At 57.3% G+C, this 19,440-nt stretch carries 18 protein-coding genes; 8 read left to right on the top strand and 10 right to left on the bottom strand.

Annotated features, from left to right (window positions below):
- Positions 1–15: 15 nt before the first annotated feature.
- Entirely contained in the window at positions 16–2,043 is a 2,028-nt protein-coding gene (locus GOV88_RS10205; protein WP_171240346.1) for an NADPH-dependent 2,4-dienoyl-CoA reductase, read from the bottom strand.
- A 138-nt stretch (positions 2,044–2,181) separates the two neighbouring features.
- Here GOV88_RS10205 and GOV88_RS10210 point away from each other — a divergent pair, with 138 nt between their 5' ends.
- From GOV88_RS10210 to GOV88_RS10225, 4 genes are all read left to right on the top strand, one after another.
- The gene (locus GOV88_RS10210; protein ID WP_171122956.1) at positions 2,182–2,667 is read left to right on the top strand and encodes an RNA pyrophosphohydrolase; all 486 of its coding nucleotides are present in this window, start codon (positions 2,182–2,184) and stop codon (positions 2,665–2,667) included.
- 6 nt (positions 2,668–2,673) lie between these two features.
- Positions 2,674–3,213, top strand: coding sequence for an RNA polymerase sigma factor SigZ (gene sigZ / locus GOV88_RS10215; protein ID WP_171240347.1), 540 nt, complete (start codon positions 2,674–2,676; stop codon positions 3,211–3,213).
- A gap of 64 nt (positions 3,214–3,277) precedes the next feature.
- Positions 3,278–3,988, top strand: a complete 711-nt coding sequence (locus GOV88_RS10220) for a glutathione S-transferase family protein (protein ID WP_171240348.1) — start codon at positions 3,278–3,280, stop codon at positions 3,986–3,988.
- 128 nt (positions 3,989–4,116) lie between these two features.
- A complete protein-coding gene (locus tag GOV88_RS10225; protein WP_171240349.1) occupies positions 4,117–4,953 on the top strand; it encodes a DUF547 domain-containing protein in 837 nt (278 codons plus the stop codon).
- Positions 4,954–4,962: 9 nt separating this feature from the next.
- On the opposite strand, the gene GOV88_RS10230 is transcribed toward GOV88_RS10225, so the two are convergent.
- Positions 4,963–5,952, bottom strand: a complete 990-nt coding sequence (locus GOV88_RS10230) for an adenosine kinase (RefSeq protein WP_171122949.1) — start codon at positions 5,950–5,952, stop codon at positions 4,963–4,965.
- Complete coding sequence (gene nth / locus GOV88_RS10235; RefSeq protein ID WP_171240350.1) at positions 5,949–6,593, bottom strand: endonuclease III; 645 nt, start codon at positions 6,591–6,593, stop codon at positions 5,949–5,951. The genes GOV88_RS10230 and nth overlap by 4 nt, the downstream gene beginning before the upstream one ends.
- Before the next feature lie 117 nt (positions 6,594–6,710).
- Between nth and GOV88_RS10240 the strand changes: the two genes are divergently transcribed.
- The gene (locus GOV88_RS10240) at positions 6,711–7,553 is read left to right on the top strand and encodes a bifunctional helix-turn-helix domain-containing protein/methylated-DNA--[protein]-cysteine S-methyltransferase (protein ID WP_171240351.1); all 843 of its coding nucleotides are present in this window, start codon (positions 6,711–6,713) and stop codon (positions 7,551–7,553) included.
- Positions 7,554–7,728: 175 nt separating this feature from the next.
- On the opposite strand, the gene GOV88_RS10245 is transcribed toward GOV88_RS10240, so the two are convergent.
- The gene (locus GOV88_RS10245; protein WP_171240352.1) at positions 7,729–9,168 is read right to left on the bottom strand and encodes an aldehyde dehydrogenase family protein; all 1,440 of its coding nucleotides are present in this window, start codon (positions 9,166–9,168) and stop codon (positions 7,729–7,731) included.
- 218 nt (positions 9,169–9,386) lie between these two features.
- Between GOV88_RS10245 and GOV88_RS10250 the strand changes: the two genes are divergently transcribed.
- Positions 9,387–10,037, top strand: coding sequence for a peroxiredoxin (locus GOV88_RS10250; protein WP_171122940.1), 651 nt, complete (start codon positions 9,387–9,389; stop codon positions 10,035–10,037).
- Positions 10,038–10,102: 65 nt separating this feature from the next.
- Here the strand turns inward: GOV88_RS10250 and GOV88_RS10255 are convergent, their stop codons facing one another.
- Positions 10,103–10,837, bottom strand: a complete 735-nt coding sequence (locus tag GOV88_RS10255; RefSeq protein WP_371808229.1) for a glycosyltransferase family 25 protein — start codon at positions 10,835–10,837, stop codon at positions 10,103–10,105.
- Positions 10,838–11,103: 266 nt separating this feature from the next.
- Here GOV88_RS10255 and GOV88_RS10260 point away from each other — a divergent pair, with 266 nt between their 5' ends.
- Positions 11,104–11,739, top strand: coding sequence for a DUF1326 domain-containing protein (locus tag GOV88_RS10260; RefSeq protein WP_171122936.1), 636 nt, complete (start codon positions 11,104–11,106; stop codon positions 11,737–11,739).
- Between the two features lie 56 nt (positions 11,740–11,795).
- Here GOV88_RS10260 and pnp read toward each other — a convergent pair whose 3' ends face one another.
- Positions 11,796–13,943, bottom strand: coding sequence for a polyribonucleotide nucleotidyltransferase (gene pnp, locus GOV88_RS10265; RefSeq protein ID WP_171240353.1), 2,148 nt, complete (start codon positions 13,941–13,943; stop codon positions 11,796–11,798).
- A 421-nt stretch (positions 13,944–14,364) separates the two neighbouring features.
- Between pnp and GOV88_RS10270 the strand changes: the two genes are divergently transcribed.
- Entirely contained in the window at positions 14,365–15,966 is a 1,602-nt protein-coding gene (locus GOV88_RS10270) for a BCCT family transporter (protein ID WP_171211670.1), read from the top strand.
- 113 nt (positions 15,967–16,079) lie between these two features.
- Here GOV88_RS10270 and GOV88_RS10275 read toward each other — a convergent pair whose 3' ends face one another.
- The 4 genes from GOV88_RS10275 to rpsO all read right to left on the bottom strand — a co-directional run bounded on the left by GOV88_RS10275 (position 16,080) and on the right by rpsO (position 19,439).
- Positions 16,080–17,213 carry a Hint domain-containing protein gene (locus GOV88_RS10275; protein ID WP_171240354.1) on the bottom strand — a complete coding sequence of 378 codons (1,134 nt, stop codon included), beginning with the start codon at positions 17,211–17,213 and terminating at the stop codon, positions 16,080–16,082.
- 225 nt (positions 17,214–17,438) lie between these two features.
- The gene (locus GOV88_RS10280; protein WP_171240355.1) at positions 17,439–18,095 is read right to left on the bottom strand and encodes a sulfotransferase family protein; all 657 of its coding nucleotides are present in this window, start codon (positions 18,093–18,095) and stop codon (positions 17,439–17,441) included.
- A 111-nt stretch (positions 18,096–18,206) separates the two neighbouring features.
- Positions 18,207–18,836, bottom strand: coding sequence for an outer membrane protein (locus tag GOV88_RS10285; RefSeq protein WP_171240356.1), 630 nt, complete (start codon positions 18,834–18,836; stop codon positions 18,207–18,209).
- A 333-nt stretch (positions 18,837–19,169) separates the two neighbouring features.
- On the bottom strand, positions 19,170–19,439 hold the full coding sequence (gene rpsO, locus GOV88_RS10290) for a 30S ribosomal protein S15 (protein WP_171122921.1): 270 nt from the start codon (positions 19,437–19,439) through the stop codon (positions 19,170–19,172).
- Position 19,440 lies beyond the last annotated feature (1 nt).

The following is a 19,440-nucleotide window of genomic DNA, read 5'->3' on the forward strand; positions in this document are numbered from 1 at the left end:
AAATTTATCGTCGCGTCAGAACGTAGCCGCCAAACGCGTCCCTTGATTGATCGCGCGTTTTGCATCCAGTTCTGCGGCCAGATCCGCGCCGCCGATCACATGCGGAGTGATACCGCGTTCGATTAGCGCATCCGCAAGGCTGCGTTCTGAAACCTGACCGGAACATAGAACAACCGTATCTGCCGCGATAACGGTTGGGTCCGCGCGCTCTTCGCCAAAGCTGATATGCAGGCCGTCGTCGTCGATGCGCTCATAATTGACGCCGCCAACGAAATTCACGTCCTTCATCTTCAGCGTCGCACGGTGAATCCAGCCGGTGGTTTTACCCAGTCCCTTGCCATGCGCCTGTTTCTTGCGCTGCAGTAATGTTACCTCGCGCGCCGGGGCTGCAGGCTGCGGTCCTTCAGGAGCTAAACCCGAGCGGTGTTCGGCCGGGTCGGTTACGCCCCATTCCTTCATCCAAGCAGGCAGGTCCGCGGTGATGCTGTGGCCGTCTTCCAGCAAAAACTCGGACACGTCGAACCCGATGCCGCCGGCACCGATCACGGCGACGGATTTGCCGACTTCGGCCTTGTCGCGCAGAACGTCGATATAGCTGATGACATTCTCGCGGTCTTGCCCGGGGATTTCCGGGTCGCGCGGGTTGACGCCGGTTGCGATGACGACTTCATCAAATCCGGTCAGGTCATCGGCGCTGACATCGCGGTTCAGTTCGACCTTCACACCCAGATCTGCGATCATGGTGCGATACCAGTCGACCAGTCCCCAGAACTCTTCCTTGCCCGGAACCTGCTTGGCCATGTTTAGCTGTCCGCCCACTTCGGCGGCGCGGTCGAACAAGGTTACGTCATGGCCGCGCTGGGCAGCGGTCATCGCGGTGGACAGACCGGCCGGACCTGCGCCCACGATGGCAACCGACTTGGTAGTTGCAGCGTTTTCGATGACCAGTTCAGTCTCATGACATGCGCGTGGATTGACCAGGCACGAGGTCAATTTGCCGCCGAACGTATGGTCAAGGCAGGCTTGGTTGCAGGCAATACAAGGCGCGATCTTCGCGGACTGGCCCGCGATGGCCTTGTTCACGAATTCCGCATCCGCAAGCATCGGACGCGCCAGCGACACCATGTCGGCGCAGCCTGTGGACAGAACCTCTTCGGCGACTTCGGGGGTGTTGATCCGGTTCGAGGTGATCACCGGAATGTTGACCTCGCCCATCAGTTTCTTGGTCACCCAGGCAAAGGCCGCGCGGGGGACGCTGGTGGCGATGGTCGGGATTCGCGCCTCGTGCCAGCCGATGCCGGTGTTGATGATCGTCGCACCAGCCTCTTCGACCCGCTTCGCCAGTTCCACAACCTCATCATAGGTCGAACCGTTGGGCACAAGGTCAATCATCGACAAGCGGTAGATGATGATGAAATCGGTTCCCACGGCTTCGCGCGTGCGGCGCACGATTTCGATCGGCAGGCGCATCCGGTTTTCGTAAGAGCCACCCCAGCGATCCTCACGCTTGTTGGTGTGGGTCACGAGGAACTGGTTGATGAAATACCCTTCGGACCCCATGATCTCGACCCCGTCATAGCCCGCTTTCTGGGCCAGAGCAGCCGCGTTGACGATGTCGCTGATCTGCTTCTCGATACCTTCCTCGTCCAGTTCGCTGGGCGGGAACGGAGAGATCGGCGATTTAACCGGGCTGGGCGCCACACATTTGGGGCCATAGGCATAGCGGCCTGCGTGCAGGATTTGCATGGCAATCTTGCCGCCCGCTTCGTGCACGCGCTGGGTGACGATGGAATGTTTTGCAACCTCGTCATCATTGGTCATCATCGACGCGCCCGGCAGAACCGAGCCTTCAAGGTTCGGACCGATCCCACCCGTCACCATCAGGGCCACGCCCCCACGGGCGCGGTCTGCATAGAACTCGGCCACGCGGTTCCAGTCGCCTGTTTCCTCAAGCCCTGTATGCATCGAGCCCATCAGAACGCGGTTTTTCAGTGTGGTGAAGCCCAGATCAAGCGGGGCCAGCATATTTGGGTACGCAGTCATGGCAAACTCTCCCTCCCGGATTTTCAGCGTTAGATTGATGTTCGCGTCAACTTTGTCACGCGAAACCTTGCGTCACGGTCTATGCTGTCGCACCGGCAGTTGATACAGACGGATCGTTACAGGAAAAAGAGACCAAGCATGACCCCTGATCAGATCGCGAAACTGCCCTATCGTCCTTGTGTTGGCCTGATGTTGATGAATGCGCATGGCCAGATTTTCGTGGGCCAGCGCAATGATCGCCACAAGAACGCTTGGCAGATGCCGCAAGGGGGCGTGGACAAGGGCGAAGACCCCCGCGATGCGGCCCTGCGCGAGCTTTGGGAAGAAACAGGGGTGACCGCTGATCTGGTCGAGGTCGTGGCCGAAACGCCAGGTTGGCTGCCTTATGACCTGCCGCATGATATCGTCCCGAAAATCTGGAAAGGTCGCTTTCGTGGGCAAGAGCAGAAATGGTTTCTGCTGCGCTACTCAGGCCGCGACGATCAGATTAATATCGACACCGATCACCCCGAGTTCACCCGGTGGAAATGGCAGGAGCCTTCGCGCTTGGTGCAAGAGATCGTGCCGTTTAAACGTGACGTTTATGAACAGGTTGTTGCCGCCTTTGCCGAACACCTGTCATAAAGTGTCATGCGCATCGAGGACATCTGGCCCAAGTACCGTGCGCGCCTGAAGGCGTTTTTGCACTCGCGCGTTGCGAATGCAGCGGATGTGGACGACCTGTTGCAAGAGATTTCGGTCAAAGTGTTTACTGGTTTGCCTGCGCTGATGGATCCGTCCAAGTTGCAGCCATGGCTTTTTCAGACCGCAGATCGCACCATCATTGATTTCTATCGCAAGTCCGGCCGCGCGCAGGCGCACCCGGATGACCTGTGGTATCACCGCGATGACCCCGAAACCCGGCAGGATTTGGAAGGCTGCGTTGAGCCGTTCATTCGCGGCCTGCCCGCGGAAACAGCGGATATGCTGATGGCTATAGATATCAACGGAATGTCTCAGAATGATTACGCTGTGGCACATGGTCTACCGTATTCGACCCTCAAATCCCGCGTACAGAAAGGTCGGGCTGAGTTGCGAAAAGCGTTTGAAAACTGCTGTGACATCACAATGGATGCGCGCGGAAACATCGCGGATGTGCGGATAAAATCGGAAAACTGCAAAAAATGTTGATCTGAACGTCGTCTTTTTGGCGCGGGCTTCGTCTGACAGATGAAACCACCAAAAGGAAATGAAGATGATCCGTATCATTAGCTTCAAAATCTGCCCCTTCGTGCAGCGCGTAACCGCGTTGCTTGAGGCCAAGCAGATACCTTATCAGATCGATTACATCAGTCTCAGCGACAAGCCCGACTGGTTCCTTGACCTCTCGCCAACAGGTCAGGTGCCTGTTCTGGTGACTGAAGGCGGTACACCGCTTTTCGAGTCTGACGCGATCGCGGAATATATCGATGACATTTCCGCGCCGCTGCAACCCGATTTGACGCCCGAGCAACGCGCCCTGAACCGCGCCTGGAGCTATCAGGCCAGCAAGCATTATCTTGTCCAGTGCAGCGCGATGCAAAGCGCCGATTTGGCGACGTTTACCGAACGTTTGTCAAAACTGAACGCCGCCTTTGCTAGGGTCGAACAGACAATGGGCAGCGACCCGTTCTTTGGTGGCGAGGCGCTGGGCAATGTCGATATGGCGTGGCTGCCGCTATTGCACCGCGCTTCGATCGTCGAAGCGCATAGCGGTCATGACATGCTGGCGCGTTATCCCAAGGTGAAGGCATGGCAACAGGCTGTGTTGGCGACAGGGATTCCGCAAAAGTCGGTATCCGAAGATTTCGCCGTTCGGTTTACAGATTTTTATCTGGCCTATCGCACCTGGCTGGGCCGGGGCGCTAACCAGAACGAAGCACCCACGTCGGTCCAGACACGTCAATCGCGCGGATGTTGCGGTTGATGCGATCACCGTCCTGCACGTTGACGTGAGGGGGCGTAGCCCTGTCCGGGGCTCGCCTCTAACTGTTGGGTATCCGCCAGACCTTGCTGCGTTGCCCAAGGTCCATCGTCAATGCCGGGGGGGCCTCAATGCGTTTAATACTGATCTTGCTGCTACCCCTGCTGGTCGCCTGCGCCAGTGTCGAGCGGTTGGCCCTGCCCGCTGCGGCCCCATTGCCGGACGGTGCCCTGACGCAATCTGCGCCACCGCCCGGTGCGCGAGTGGATCACAGTGACTGGACCCTGTTCCTGAACCGCTATGTCGCTCCGGATGCGCAAGGGGTGAACCGAGTGGCTTATGGGCAGGTAACGCAGGCCGACAAGGTGCGGCTGGACGAGTATCTGACGGCGTTGCAAGCGGTGGACCCTGCCGCTCTGACCCGCGATCAGCAATTGGCCTATTGGATCAACATGTATAACGCGGTGACGGTGGATGTGATCCTTGAGAACTACCCCGTCGCCTCGATCCGCGACATCAAGGACGGGCCGCTGTCAATCGGGCCGTGGAACCGGCCTCTGGTGATGGTCGCGGGGCAGACTCTGACCCTGAACGATATCGAGCATCGCATCATCCGACCCAACTATGCCGAGCCGCGAATCCACTACGCGCTGAATTGTGCGGCTGTCGGCTGCCCCAACCTGATGAACCGCGCTTGGCAGGCCGAAACGCTGGAGCGTGATTTCGCCGCCGCCGAACATGAATATATCAACGACCCGCGCGGGGTTCGGTTCAACGACAATGGCGGGCTGATCCTGTCCAAAATCTTCATCTGGTTCCGCGAAGATTTCGGACCGAACGAACAGGCGGTCTTAGCCTATATCCGAACCGTTGCCGATCCGGATCTGAAAACGCGCCTACAAGACGTGCGCCGCGTCAGCTCCTACAAATACGATTGGTCTCTGAACGACGCGGCAGCTGGTTTCTAATAGACGGGATCAGAGTAACCCTTCGGCCCGCAGCAATTCTTGCATGTTCGCCTCGGGGCGGGGACCGATATGGCTGATCACTTCGCGGGCGCAGACATTGCCTATTTTGGCGCAGGTCTCGTAATCGCGGCCCGTGGCCATGCCAAACAAGAACCCGGCGGCGAACTGATCGCCCGCGCCGGTGGCATCGACCGGCACAACTTTTTCGACGGGCACATCAACCCGTTGCCCTTCGTACAACACCGTCACACCATCGCCTGACCGGGTACACACAACCAGAGGGCAAATGTCCGCGGTCTTTGCCAGTGCGTCTTCCAGATCGTCGGTTTCGAACAGGGATTTGATCTCGGCTTCGTTCCCGATGACGAAATCCAATTCGTTTTCGATCAACAGCAAGAAATCGACCCGGTGACGTTCCACGCAGAACGGGTCGGAAATTGCGATCCCGGCCTTGCCGCCGCCCTTGTGACAGGTGCGCGCGGCCTCAAGAAATGCGGCCTTGCCCTTTTCCTTGTCAAACAAATAGCCTTCAAGGAACATGATCTGGCTGTTGCCCGACACATCCGCGGACACGTCGGTCGAAGACAGCTCGGACGAAATCCCCAGATAGGTGTTCATCGACCGTTCCCCATCGGGCGAGACAAAGATCATCGAACGCGAGGTCGGCAGTTCCCCTCCCGGCACCGGAGGGTTGACGAAGTCGACGCCCTCTTCGTTCATCGCATCCGCATAGAACCGGCCCAAAGCGTCGTCATGCACACGCCCAATAAAGGCTGCATCCAGCCCCAGCGCCCCGGCCCCTGCGATGGTGTTGGCGACCGAACCGCCCGGCGTCTGCACCCGACCTTCCATCGAGGCATACAGCACCTCGCCGCGTTCCTGCTCGATCAGTTGCATGATGCCTTTTTCGATGCCCATCAGCTCCAGAAAGCTGTCATCGGCCTGAGAGATCACGTCCACGACGGCGTTGCCGATACCGGTAAGCTGATAGGTTTTCATAGGTTCTTGTCCTCAAATTCGCAGAGATCGCGGATGATACAGGTTCCGCACAGGGGTTTGCGCGCCTTGCAGTGATAGCGGCCATGCAGGATCAGCCAGTGATGCGCGTGCAATTGGAAATCGGCGGGGATGTTATCTTCGATTGCGCGCTCGACCGCGTCCACGGTTTTGCCGGGGCAAATGCCGGTGCGGTTGCCGACGCGGAAGATATGCGTATCCACCGCCTGTGCCGGTTGCCGCCACCACATGTTCAGAACCACATTGGCCGTCTTGCGCCCTACACCGGGCAGGGATTGCAGGGCGGCACGGGAATTGGGCACCTCGCCGCCATAGTCTTCGACCAGAATGCGGCTGAGTTTGATGACGTTCTTGGCCTTTTGGCGGAACAGGCCGATGGTCTTGATGTGTTCGATCAGGCCCTCTTCACCCAGATCCAGCATCTTTTGCGGGGTGTCGGCGATCTTGAACAATTCGCGCGTGGCCTTGTTGACACCCGCATCGGTCGCTTGCGCCGACAGCGCCACGGCCACGACAAGGGTATAGACGTTCACATGCTCAAGCTCGCCCTTGGGTTCGGGGTCGGCGTCCTGAAAGCGCGTAAAGATCTCGCGGATCGTGTGATAATCAAGTTGTTTTGCCATCCGCGCCTTAATGCCGCCCAAGGGCCGGTGACACAAGCCTAAAGCCAATGCGCAGGTTTCGGGTCGCCGGGGCGCTGTCACCGCGATATGGTTCGGGCAACATACGAGGTGAGAGTCATGAATGTTCAAACCCCCGAAAGCGGATATCACTACAACGTCATGCGGCGCGCGATTGAACTGATTGATCAGGGCGGCGAATCCCTGTCTCTGGAAGAACTGGCCGATCAGATGGACATGAGCCCGGCCCATTTCCAGCGTCTGTTTTCACGCTGGACCGGGGTGTCACCGAAACGGTATCAGCAGTACCTGACGCTGGGCCATGCAAAAGCCCTGCTGCGCGAGCGTTTCACCACGCTGGAAACCGCGCATAACGTGGGTCTGTCTGGCAGCGGTCGCCTGCATGATCTGTTCTTGAAATGGGAATCCATGAGTCCTGGCGAATACGCGCGCAAAGGCGCGGGTCTGACGATTTATTGGGGCTGGTTCGATTGCCCCTTTGGTCCGGCACTGGTGATGGGCACCGACAAGGGCATCTGCGGCATGGCGTTCGGTGCGGAAACTGGCGAGGCAGCCGCAATGGAGGACATGACGTCCCGCTGGCCCAAGGCGGATTACGTCGAGGATACCGAAAAGCTACGCCCGTGGGTCGAGGCATCGTTTGGGGCGAACCGTGGGGAAACTCCGCTGCACTTGATCGGTTCACCGCTGCAAATCAAAGTGTGGGAAGCGCTGATGCATATCCCTTCGGGGCAGGTAACGACATATTCCGAGATCGCGCAGCGGGTTGGGTCTCCGCAAGCGGTGCGTGCTGTTGGTACTGCGGTTGGGCGCAATCCGGTCAGTTGGCTGATTCCGTGTCACCGCGCCTTGCGGAAATCCGGCGGGTTGGGCGGCTATCACTGGGGCCTGCCCGTCAAACGCGCCATGCTGGCCTATGAAGCCGCGCAGGCGGATGCTTAGACACTAGGGGCGCGTCCGACCCTGGGAGGGCGCTGCAATACGTGTTTCATGGGCGCTTTATCTTGAAAGTACGGACGAAGCATGAGCCGCTTTTGTCGTCGCCAAAGCGCCCTCCCGGGGGGAGAGTCGGGCGCGGCCCGGGCTGGACGCCCGAGCCAGACGTTGTGCCAGGCGTTTACTCGGCGGCCCACCCGCCGACAGCTTTGATCTCAAGAAAATCTTCCAGCCCCCAAACGCCGCCCTCGCGCCCGTTGCCGGATTGTTTCATGCCCCCGAAAGGCGACCCGGCACTGCGGGACTGGCCGTTCATTTCGACCATGCCCGACCGCAGCGCGCGCGCCATGCGGTTCGCGCGGTCGCCGTCCTGTGTCTGAACATAGTTGGTCAGGCCATAGGGCGTGTCATTGGCGATCTCGACGGCTTCTTCCTCGGTATCGAAGGGGATCATGGTCAAGACCGGGCCAAAGATTTCCTCGCGCGCGATGGTCATCTGGTTGTTGGCATCGGCAAAAACGGTGGGGCGCACGTAATAGCCCTTGTTCAGACCTTCAGGCCGCCCGGTGCCACCAGAGACCAGCCGGGCGCCTTCGTCGATGCCCTTCTGGATCAGATCCTGAATCTTGGTCCATTGCAGTTCGTTCACCACGGGGCCAATGTGCCGCCCTTCTTCCTGAGCGTTCCCGACCGAAACCATGTTGGCAACTTGCGCGGCAGTCTCGACCGCCTGATCGTAGATCGGGCGTTGCACCAGCATACGGCTGGGGGCGTTACAGCTTTGGCCGGTGTTGTTCATCATATGCAGCACGCCGCGCTTAACGGCCTTTTCATCGGCATCGGCAAAGACGACGTTTGCGCCCTTGCCGCCCAGTTCAAGATGCACTTTCTTCAAAGTATCTGCGGCGTTCTTTGAGATCGCGGTGCCCGCGCGGGTCGAGCCGGTGAAACTGATCATATCCACATCTGGATGCGCCGACAGTTGCGATCCCACGCCCACACCATCGCCATTCACTAGGTTGAACACGCCTGCCGGGAACCCGGCCTCGTCCATCATCTCGGCAAAGATCATCGCGTTCAGCGGGCTTTGCTCGGACGGTTTCAGAACCATGGTGCAGCCCGCAATCGCAGCCGCGCCCACCTTGAGTGTGATCTGGTTCATCGGCCAGTTCCAAGGTGTGATCAGGGCGGCGACGCCCACAGCTTCATAGATAATCCGGTCGTTGGGGGCGTGATCCCCCAAGGGGCGTTCGAACTGAAACGCCTTGGCTGCACGGACGAAATTTTTCAGGTGATAGACACCGGCGCCAGACTGCTGCGTGCGCGCCATATCAATCGGAGCACCCATTTCCAGAGACATGGCTTGCGCCAGATCTTCCAAGCGCGACAGGTAGATCTCGACCAGCTTTTCAACCAGCGCAATGCGCTCTTGCACCGGGGTTGCCATCCAGCCGGGCAGGGCGGCTTTGGCGGCAGCGACTGCGGCGTTGGTATCGTCGGCGCCTCCAAGTGAAATCACCGCGCAGGGGTCTTCGGTCGAGGGGTTGATGACCTCAAAATCGTTGGCCTGTGCCGGGGCGACCCACTGGCCGTTAATATAGAAGTTCCGCTTGTCGATCATGGCTCCACCTTTCCACAAATATTCTCCGACCGCCCGGTCGGTTTTGCGGGCACTTTGTCACCCCGGTCAGCAAGGGGCAAGGGGGCAATTCCAAATGCACGATCGTATGAGTAACGCAGTTTTGTCACTCAGCCTCAAATGATTGGTTTAACTTGTCGGCAAAGTGATTAAATTTGCGTCAGCCGATTTCGGCTTATCAGCAGGAAAGGAGACGCCCCATGGGTTTGCGCATTAACGACACCGTCCCGAATTTCACTGCAGAAACGGATCAGGGAACCATTCAGTTTCACGACTGGATTGGTGACAGCTGGGCCATTCTGTTTTCGCACCCCAAGGATTTCACCCCGGTCTGCACCACCGAATTCTCGGCCGTGGCCCAACTGAATGATGAATGGGCTGCACGGAATACCAAAGTTCTGGGTGTGTCCGTCGACGGCGTCGAGGACCACAAAAAGTGGAAGAAAGACATCGAAGCTTATGGCAATGCCAACCCCGGTTTCCCGATCATCGCGGATGACGGGCTGGCCGTTTCGAAAGCTTTCGACATGCTGCCAGCCGAAGCGTACCTGCCGGATGGCCGCACACCGGCTGACAGCGCCACGGTCCGTTCGGTCTTTATCATTGGCCCTGACAAGCAACTGAAGCTGTCGATGACCTATCCGATGACCGTAGGCCGTAACTTTGCAGAAATCCTGCGCGCCTTGGACGGCTTGCAAATGAGCGCCAAGGGCGTAGCAACTCCGGCCAACTGGATTCCGGGCGAAGACGTGATCATTCCACCAGCGGTTTCGAACGAAGAAGCCAAGGAAAAGTTTGGTGAGTTTGAGACGATCTTCCCTTACCTGCGCAAAACCAAGGCGCCCAGCTAAGACAGAGGGCGGGGCTAAATGCCCCGCTTATCCGCTGTGCGCATAGGTTCGATCTTATGCGCCGGTCACGCCGCGGGTCGCTGCGGGTGTTGATAAAGCTTCGCGCGGTAAGCGGCGCGCTTGAACTCTCGGGAAATTTTGTCACCAAGTGGGGGGCGGGTTTGAATCGTGGACCCACCGATCTCGTTGGCGACCTCCTGATTGCCGCTGCCTAGCAGCGCCAGAATCGGCTGGCCCGTCAACCAGTGCATTTGTAGGAACGTGTCAATCGGGCGGTCGATTTTGTTGGTGGCCTCAAGCAGCCGCTCGGCCGCACGACGTCCGACCAACTGACACACGCATTGCAATCCGATCACCTTGGGCAGGATCAGTCGCATGTCGTTGCGCCGGGCCAGCACCTGCGCCGCAATTTCGCGCTGCTTTACCGGAATGCGGATGTAATGGTCGGGTGTCGCGATCGGGGTGAGCATCTTCAGCGCCTCGTCCATCCGGCAGGGGTCAACGCGCAGGTCGTCCTCGGTAATGATGGCCAGGTCGATCTTTTCATCCACCAGCTTCTGCCAGATTCGGCGGTGGCTTTCGAACACTCCGATTTCTGCTGGTCGCAAATTGAACGGGTATTCGGGACGATGCAAATTGCCGGGAAACAACTCTACATCTGCGATCTGGTCAGAATTGCGACCATTCACTGCCTCGAATAGTTCGGCGTTTGGCAGACTAGCGCAAAGCTTTTCTGCGTTGGGCCGCCGGGCCGTACTTGAGGACATGTGAATAACAAAAGAGCGCATGCACAAGTGCATAGAACACGCACGCAATCTGGGAAAGAGAAACCAGAGGGTAAGAAGGGCAAAATACAACTATAGGTCCGGTCAGGTACAGAAATTCCCTCAGAACTTGTGCGATTGATCTGTCACATGGTCTGAAAGACCTTGTTTGGCACCGAACTGGCAGGTGCGCCTCGGTTCGTGAATCCGACCTTTTGTGATAGGGTATGGCGATTGAGCTGACGAACAGGCACACGGCCACAAACATCGAGCGTTCACACTGTGCACTACAGGAGAAGACGATGGCATTTACAGATTGGTATGTCGAAGGTGAGGCTTTTGGGAACTGCAACTGCGGCTATGCCTGCCCTTGTCAGTTCGAAGAATTGCCTACACACGGGAACTGCCGTGGATTTGAAGTTCTGGAAATTTCAAAGGGGCATTTTGGCGATACGAACCTTGTCGGGGCGAAAGCCGCACTAATTTATGCGTGGCCCGGTCCGATTTTTGAAGGCGGCGGCGAGATGCAGGTTATCATCGATCCAAGCGCCTCGGATGCGCAGCGCGCGGCGCTGGAAAAGGTCTTCCACGGTGAAGAGACCGAAGAAATGGCGACCCATTGGTTCGTCTTTCGGGCGATGTGCAAAACCGTTCACGAGACGCTGTATTTGCCAATTGATTTCGAGATGGACATGGAGAGGCGCACGGCCAGTGTTACCATCGGCGATGTGCTCAGCTCGACCGGACGACCGATTCAGGCCCCGCACGGCGGAGGAGAGCACCGGGTGCGGATCGACATCCCCGGTGGGATCGAATTCACTCTGGCGGAAATTGGCAATGCATCGACCAAAGCGAATGCGGCGATCAAACTGGATTTGAACGACAGCTTTGGACAATGGCATATTATGAAGCATGGGCCGTCCGGCGTGGCCCACTAAACAAAAGACCCCGGCCATAACCGGGGTCTTTCATTATTTAAGAAAAGAGTTCCCGATTACTCGGCGTCTTCTTTCTTTTCTTTCTTCTCAGGCACGATCTCTTCGCCGGTTTCCTGATCGACCACTTTCATCGACAGGCGGACCTTGCCGCGATCGTCAAAGCCCAGCAGCTTGACCTTAACTTCTTGACCTTCTTTCAGAACATCCGACGGATGGTTCAGACGGCGGTTTTCGATCTGAGATACGTGGACCAGACCGTCGCGCTTGCCAAAGAAGTTCACGAAGGCACCGAAGTCGACGATCTTGACCACTTTACCAGTGTAGATCTGACCTTCTTCCGGCTCGGCCACGATCGAATAGATCATGTCATAGGCCTTTTGGATCGATTCACCATCCGGTGACGCGATCTTGATGACGCCGTCGTCGTTGATGTCGACCTTGGCACCCGAAACTTCGACGATCTCGCGGATGACCTTACCGCCCGAGCCGATCACTTCGCGGATCTTGTCGGTTGGGATGTTCATGGTCTCGATGCGCGGGGCGTGGACCGAGAATTCGTTGGTCTCGGACAGGGCTTTGCCCATCTCGCCCAGAATGTGCATCCGGCCGTCCTTGGCCTGTGCCAGGGCTTTCTCCATGATCTCGGGTGTGATGCCCGCAACCTTGATGTCCATCTGCAGCGAGGTGATGCCGTTTTCGGTACCCGCCACTTTGAAGTCCATGTCGCCCAGGTGGTCTTCGTCACCCAGAATGTCCGACAGGATGGCATAGTTGCCGTCATCTTCCAGGATCAGGCCCATGGCCACACCAGCAACCGGCGCTTTCAGCGGAACGCCCGCATCCATCATCGACAGCGAACCGCCGCAGACAGAAGCCATCGAGCTGGAGCCGTTCGATTCAGTGATTTCGGACACGATACGGATCGTGTAGGGGAAGTCGGTCGCCGCAGGCAGAACCGCCTGAAGCGCACGCCATGCCAGCTTGCCGTGGCCGATCTCGCGACGGCCGGGGCCACCAACGCGGCCAACTTCACCAACCGAATACGGAGGGAAGTTGTAGTGCAGCAGGAAGTTCGATTTGAAGTTGCCGTGCAGCGCGTCGATGAATTGTTCATCGTCACCGGTGCCCAGCGTGGTCACGGCCAGCGCCTGCGTTTCGCCACGGGTGAACAGGGCCGAACCGTGGGTCCGCGGCAGCATCGAGGTTTCTGCAACGATCGAACGGATATCGGTGGTCGAGCGACCGTCGATGCGCTTGCCGCCTTTGACGACGTCGCCACGCAGAATGCCAGCTTCCAGCTTTTTCATCGCGGAACCGAGGTTAGCGTCTTCCAACTGTTCCTCGGTCAGGGCTTCTTTGATCGTTTCACGGGCGGCGGCAACAGCGGCGGTGCGCTCTTGCTTGTCGGTGATTGCGAAGGCGGCGCGCATCTGCTCTTCGCCAGCGGCCGAAACAGCAGCATAGAGGTCCGCATAGTCGGGTGCTGCGAATTCAAACGGCTCTTTGGCGGCGTCTTCGGCCAGAGCGATGATCAGGTCGATGACCGGCTGGATCTGCTCGTGCGCGAAGGTCACGGCGCCCAGCATTTCGGACTCGGACAGCTCGTAAGCTTCCGATTCCACCATCATCACGGCGTCTTTGGTGCCGGCCACAACCAGATCCAGACGCTGTTCGGGGTTCAGGCGCAGGTCCTGCATGTCGTCTACGGTTGGGTTCAGGACGTATTCGCCATCCACGAAACCAACACGGGCACCGGCGATCGGGCCCATGAAAGGCGCACCGGAAATGGTCAAAGCAGCCGAGGCCGCGATCATCGCCACGATGTCGGGATCGTTGACCAGATCGTGAGACAGCACGGTGCACATGACCAGAACTTCGTTTTTGAAGCCGTCAACGAACAGCGGGCGGATCGGACGGTCGATCAGACGCGCGGTCAGCGTCTCTTTCTCGGTCGGGCGCGCCTCGCGCTTGAAGAAGCCACCCGGAACCTTACCGGCGGCATAGTATTTTTCTTGGTAGTGCACGGTCAGCGGGAAAAAGTCCTGACCGGGCTTTTGTTGCTTGGCAAAGGTCACGTTCGCCATGACGCTGGTTTCGCCCAGCGTGGCGATCACGGTGCCGTCCGCCTGACGGGCAACCTTGCCAGTTTCCAGTGTCAGCGTCTCTTCGCCCCACTGCATTGATTTCTTTGTTACATCAAACATTTGCGCATCCTAAAAGGGAGCACTCCCGGCCCTCCGGGTCTCCCGTTTTGCATGGCGGCCCCATTGCCGCCGACCCCATTTTATCTTCCGTTCGAGTGCCGGGGTCAGGGCACAACGTCTCAGATACCCGCGCGCATACATGAGATTGCAGCCAAAGGAAAGCGAAACCGCATAGTGGGGCAATTGACGGCAATCCGACCCATCGGAACAGAGTTGCCGAACATACCAGGCTTTCGTTCGAATTTGTTTGTACAAATGCGGCAATTCGAATGCATTTTGCAAAAATATGATGTCAGTGTAAGCTGTTATCACTGAACCCGCGGTCGAAAAGACGGAAACGCGCCAAGGGGGTACAATACTCATATCCGTCAGTCGACCGAATACCTTGGCGTTTGCACCTAGCGGACAGAGGGGCAGTCGAATGGCTCAGACGAAGAAAATGCTGGATCCGGATCCTCGGATCTATGACTTTGAAACCGAATACGAACTTGGGCAGGATAACGTCCGACCCTTCGGTTTGGACATCCATAACCCGGTATTCCTGATCTCAAGTATCCTCATATTTGCGTTCGTTCTGATCGCATTGGCCAATCAAGAGGCCGCAGCGACGTTCTTTGGATGGCTCCGGCCATGGCTGACCAGTACGTTCGATTGGTTCCTTGTTCTTTCCGTGGATGCAATCACCCTGTTTTGTTTGGCGCTAATCGTCTTGCCCGTTGGCAAGGTACGGATCGGCGGCAAAGACGCCAAACCCGATTATTCCTATGCGGGCTGGATTGCGATGATGTTCGCAGCCGGGATCGGGATCGGCTTGTTGTTCTTCGGTGTGATGGAACCGGTTTATTACAACTTTGCCGAGGACGGAAACGCAGTTCCATTGGGAATTGATATCGCGGTGCCCGGTAATGAGTATGCCGGTGTTGTCGGTACGATCCACCATTGGGGGCTTGAGGGCTGGGCCGTCTACGCCGCCGTCGGCCTTGCACTGGCGATCTTCAGCTACAACCTTGGCTTGCCATTGACCCTACGGTCGGCCTTCTACCCGATCCTTGGCGAGCGCGTGTGGGGCTGGTGGGGTCATATCATTGATACCCTGGCTGTTTTCGCCACGCTGTTCGGTCTGACAACCTCGCTTGGATTGGGTGCGCAGCAGGTGGCCGCAGGCCTTTATGAAGTGTTCGGCATCGAACCCAGCCCGACAGTTGTGGTGCTGCTGATCATCGGAATCACGATGATTGCTCTGGGATCGGTCCTTTTGGGCATGGATGCAGGTGTCAAACGGCTGAGCGAGATCAACATGATCATGGCCGTTGGTTTGTTCCTGTTCGTGATCGCGGTCACCGGTGTTGGGACAGCCATTGCGCGGTATTTCAACGTCATGACAGATTACGTGCTGCACTTACCGGCCTTGTCCAACCCGTTCGGGCGAGAAGATACCAGCTATTTCCACGGCTGGACGACCTTCTACTGGGCCTGGTGGATTGCATGGTCGCCGTTTGTGGGCATGTTCATCGCCCGTATCTCGAAGGGCCGCACAGTGCGAGAGTTCGTTATCTGCGCGTTGCTGGCACCCACGGCGGTTTGCGCCCTTTGGATGTCTACTTTCGGCGGTGCCGCGATTGACATGCTGAACGCAGGCGGAGCGGAAGGTGTCCGCGCCACCGTGATCGACAGCTATGCCCCCGAAGGCGCGCTGTTTGGCTTCCTGAAAGAGCTTCCGCTTTATGGTATCGTCGCACCGATCGCGTTGATCCTGATCGTGGTGTTCTTTGTGACCTCGTCGGATTCCGGTTCGCTGGTGATCGACACGATCACCGCGGGCGGCAAGATGGATGCTCCGGTGATCCAGCGCGTGTTCTGGTGCACACTGGAAGGGCTGGTTGCAATCGCGCTCTTGCTGGGCGGTGGATTGGTTGCCCTTCAGGGTGCGGCGGTCTCGACCGGTATTCCGTTTACGATGGTTGTTCTGATCATGTGCTATTGCCTCTGGCTGGCGCTGAAGTCAGAGAAAGCCAAGATGTAACAACGTTCGAATGAAATCAGAAACGCCCGTCATTTGGCGGGCGTTTTTTTGGTTAAAGACTGCGCAATGAGAAGTAACCCGCACTTGAAGGCCGCGATTGGGTCAGTTGCCGCCTAGTTCTGAGCCGAGGACGCAAGGCAGTCAATAAGGGGTTTGTGATTGGCCCGGTGCCGTTCCACCAGCTTTCGCACCTGTTTGCCCTTCTGCGGGATATATCGAGCGGAATGTGTCTGGAATTGCGGCTCGCAGCATTCGGGGAACAGCTCCAGAATCTCTTTTCTGGAATCCTCGGGGACGGATTTCAAAGCCTCCGGCCCGGTAAACAGGCTTTCGGTCGGTGCCCCGTTAGACCAGATGATTTCATGCGCATCGAACAGGATGTGGAAATACTCCACCCCATCCGGTGTCGCCTTCAGAGTTTCCACACCGTCCAGAGAAATCAGCTTTTTCGCCGGGATCAGGACGTCCTTGCGTTCGAACATGCGCAAGGCGACAACCGACGAAACAAGAACGCGGTGTTGCGGTGAAACAATCAAGTCCCGCTTGGGGTAACCGACCCCCAGGGCGTTCGCCCTGATTACAATGGGTTTGAGCCTTGGCTGGGCGTCAAGCTCGGCCCGGGTCAACGCGCGCGACCCGATCCAGCGAATAGGCTTAAAGCCGTTGTCAAAGGTCAGAATCTGATCCGAGATTTTCAGGTCTTCAACTGCGACGGGGCCTTCGCGGGTCTCAATTAGTGTTCCGGCTGCAAAACACAGGACGTCGATAAATTCGCCGGCCGCGTTTGTGGGGCCTGTTTCTGACTGGTCAATCTCAATTGTGTTGTCGCCGCTGTCATTCCAGGCCGCTGCAATTGCGTCCGTGTTGACGGTCAGCCCGTTGAACAATTGCAGCGGGACCAGCGGACCGTTGTCTTCCTTTACACCGTACAGTTCGATGGTGCCGTCGGGGCTCACCTCCAGGCGGACGACGGGTTCGCCGTTGGTATTGCCAAGCTGCCAGACGGCGGGCGTGTCAATTTCGTACCGGTCGCCATCGGCAAACTGGACAGTCTGCCCTTCCGTTTGGACAATTTGGAACTGAAGTTCGTTCTCCGCGCCAGCTGGCCCGCCTATGAACAGGTCAACATCGTTGATCCGAATGCTGAAGCTGTTGTCCAGTGTGTCAAAATCAATGACGAAACCGTCACCTGCGGACGTATCCGTAAACGTGGCGGAGTCACCGTTTGCGATGCTGAAATTTGCCATTTGAGGGTCGACCAGTCCTGAGAATCTAAACGAGAACAAAAAACTTTGTTCCCTTGTTTGACGAAACGACTAATGGCCCATCCCGGAGCGTTCGAAAAGAGTGTTCCTACAATTACCTTGCAGAACTTTTTGAAAAATCTCTTAAGTTTCTGCGTTTTAAGTATGCCATTAGGCGATTGTGCCGGACGGGCTCAGTGCCGGCCTTGTTGGCGCTACGGACTGTAGTTAGGACTGCCCGAGCCGTCCAAATAAACCCGGTTTTTCACGGTGGCGTCCATCTTCGAACGCATAATTGAACACATCGATGTCCCGGGCGTACACGCGGCCAACAATGTCGCGGGTTTCCTGGTCATAGTAATCCCGATAATCCGTGCGCTTCGACTGTTTGCGGTGCCGAATAACAAGGCGTCGCATTCCGATCTGTTTCAGTGCCTTGCGAAGGTCGTAATCAAACCGTTCGAAACGCCCGACAAAGTCCAGGGGCATGTTTCCTGATGCGTCGGTCAGGTACAGATATTGCGGTTGAAAATAACGGATTTGCAGAAACTTTTCAGGGTCTTGGGAAAGGGCCTGCGCGAATTCTTTGAACGACCCATGTTCAGTTACCTCGGTGATTTCGGGCCGCCTTTGACACACGTAGTGATACCCTGAAACAAAGCGGTCCCATGGATTGCGCACAAAGCTGAACTTGAAATAGTCATTGGCGTCGGCGCCCAACAGGTCAAAGTACTGAGAGATATAGTCGATATTTTTGTCGCGCGGGTCGCGCGGATTGACTTGCCGCCCAAAAAAGCGGTCCCGTTTCAGAACCGTAGTCACAGTTGATCCGCCGGATTTGGGGATGTGGACGAAGATCACCTTGATGTTCGGAAAAATGGGCATCGGTTTTCCTTTGGGGCGCCGCTGTACGAGCTTGCCAGACCGAGCCGAGTTGTCGGCATCGGCCTGTTTCGGGCCGTCAGGATTATGGACCTGCCGGACGTTTTGTGCGCGTCAGAAACGATAGGCGACGCGTGCCGTGATGGTGCTCAGGTCAAAATCCGAGTCGTTTGGTGCGTCGTCAAAATCGCCGCTCACATCACGATAGGTGTAGTCTGCACCGGCAAACCAGCGGTCGTTGAAGTTGTACTCCATACCCAAGCCGATGTTGAAGCCGTCCAGAGTTGTCTGGCTTTCCCTGTCAAATTGCGCACTTGGGTGGACCCGCAATCTGGACCATGACCAACCCAAAGCGCCGTAGAACATGAAATCGCCGTTCACGTACCCAACCCGGCCACGAAGGTCAGCGAAATCCATCACTTCCCGCGTTTCGGGGTCGCCCTTTTCGACGACATGAGACAGGTTCGAATACCGGACTTCAGCGCCATAGATCATATCGCCGCGCTGCATGTTATAGCCAAACAGCGCACCAAAGCTGCGGCCGTTGTCGGGATCGAACGAGGCATTTCTCGTACCGCCGGACAGAACCGGAAAATCCGTTGTTCCGTCTGCTGCGGCCGCGCCAATTTCAAGCCCCGCATAGACACCCTCAAACGCGCTTGCGGCAGACGTACTATCCGCATGGGCCGCGTCAGGAACGGCTTGCACCAGTGGTATCAGGGACAAGAGGGCAAGCTTCCTCATCCAAACTCTCCTTAAACAATTACGCAAATTACATGATGACTTGTGTCAGGGCTGAGGGGAATCATAGGGCAGCCGCCCGGAGTGGAAAAGAAAATGTAGAAAACGTTAAGATTTTAGGCGGGTGTTGGTGCCAAAAAACAAGACATCGGCTCGCGATCAGCGGTCCTGCGGTGCGGCTTTAGGAATTCCGAGGTTTTGGCAGGTGTCCCGGTTCGGTTGCGGTTATCGAATCGCAGCCTGAACTTGTCTATGGGCCAAACAAAAACGCCCACCGTTTGGTGGGCGTTAAAGTCAAAAATCCGGGGTTTCGAACCCGAAAACACCAGTTGGTGTTTAGCGGCGGATGCCCAGTTTCTGGATCAGGTCCTGGTAACGCGCTTCTTCCTTGCCCTTCAGGTAGTCCAGCAGCTTACGGCGCTGGGCGACCATTTTCAGCAGACCGCGACGACCGTGGTTGTCTTTTTTGTGGGTCTTGAAGTGCTCGGTCAGGGTGTTGATGCGCGAGGTCAGGATTGCAACCTGTACTTCAGGCGAACCGGTGTCGCCGTCCTTGGTTGCGAATTCTTTCATGACGCGTGCTTTTTCAGCGGCAGTAATCGACATC

Origin of the sequence: Ruegeria sp. HKCCA5491 (assembly GCF_013034565.1) — a bacterium.
GTDB lineage: Bacteria > Pseudomonadota > Alphaproteobacteria > Rhodobacterales > Rhodobacteraceae > Ruegeria.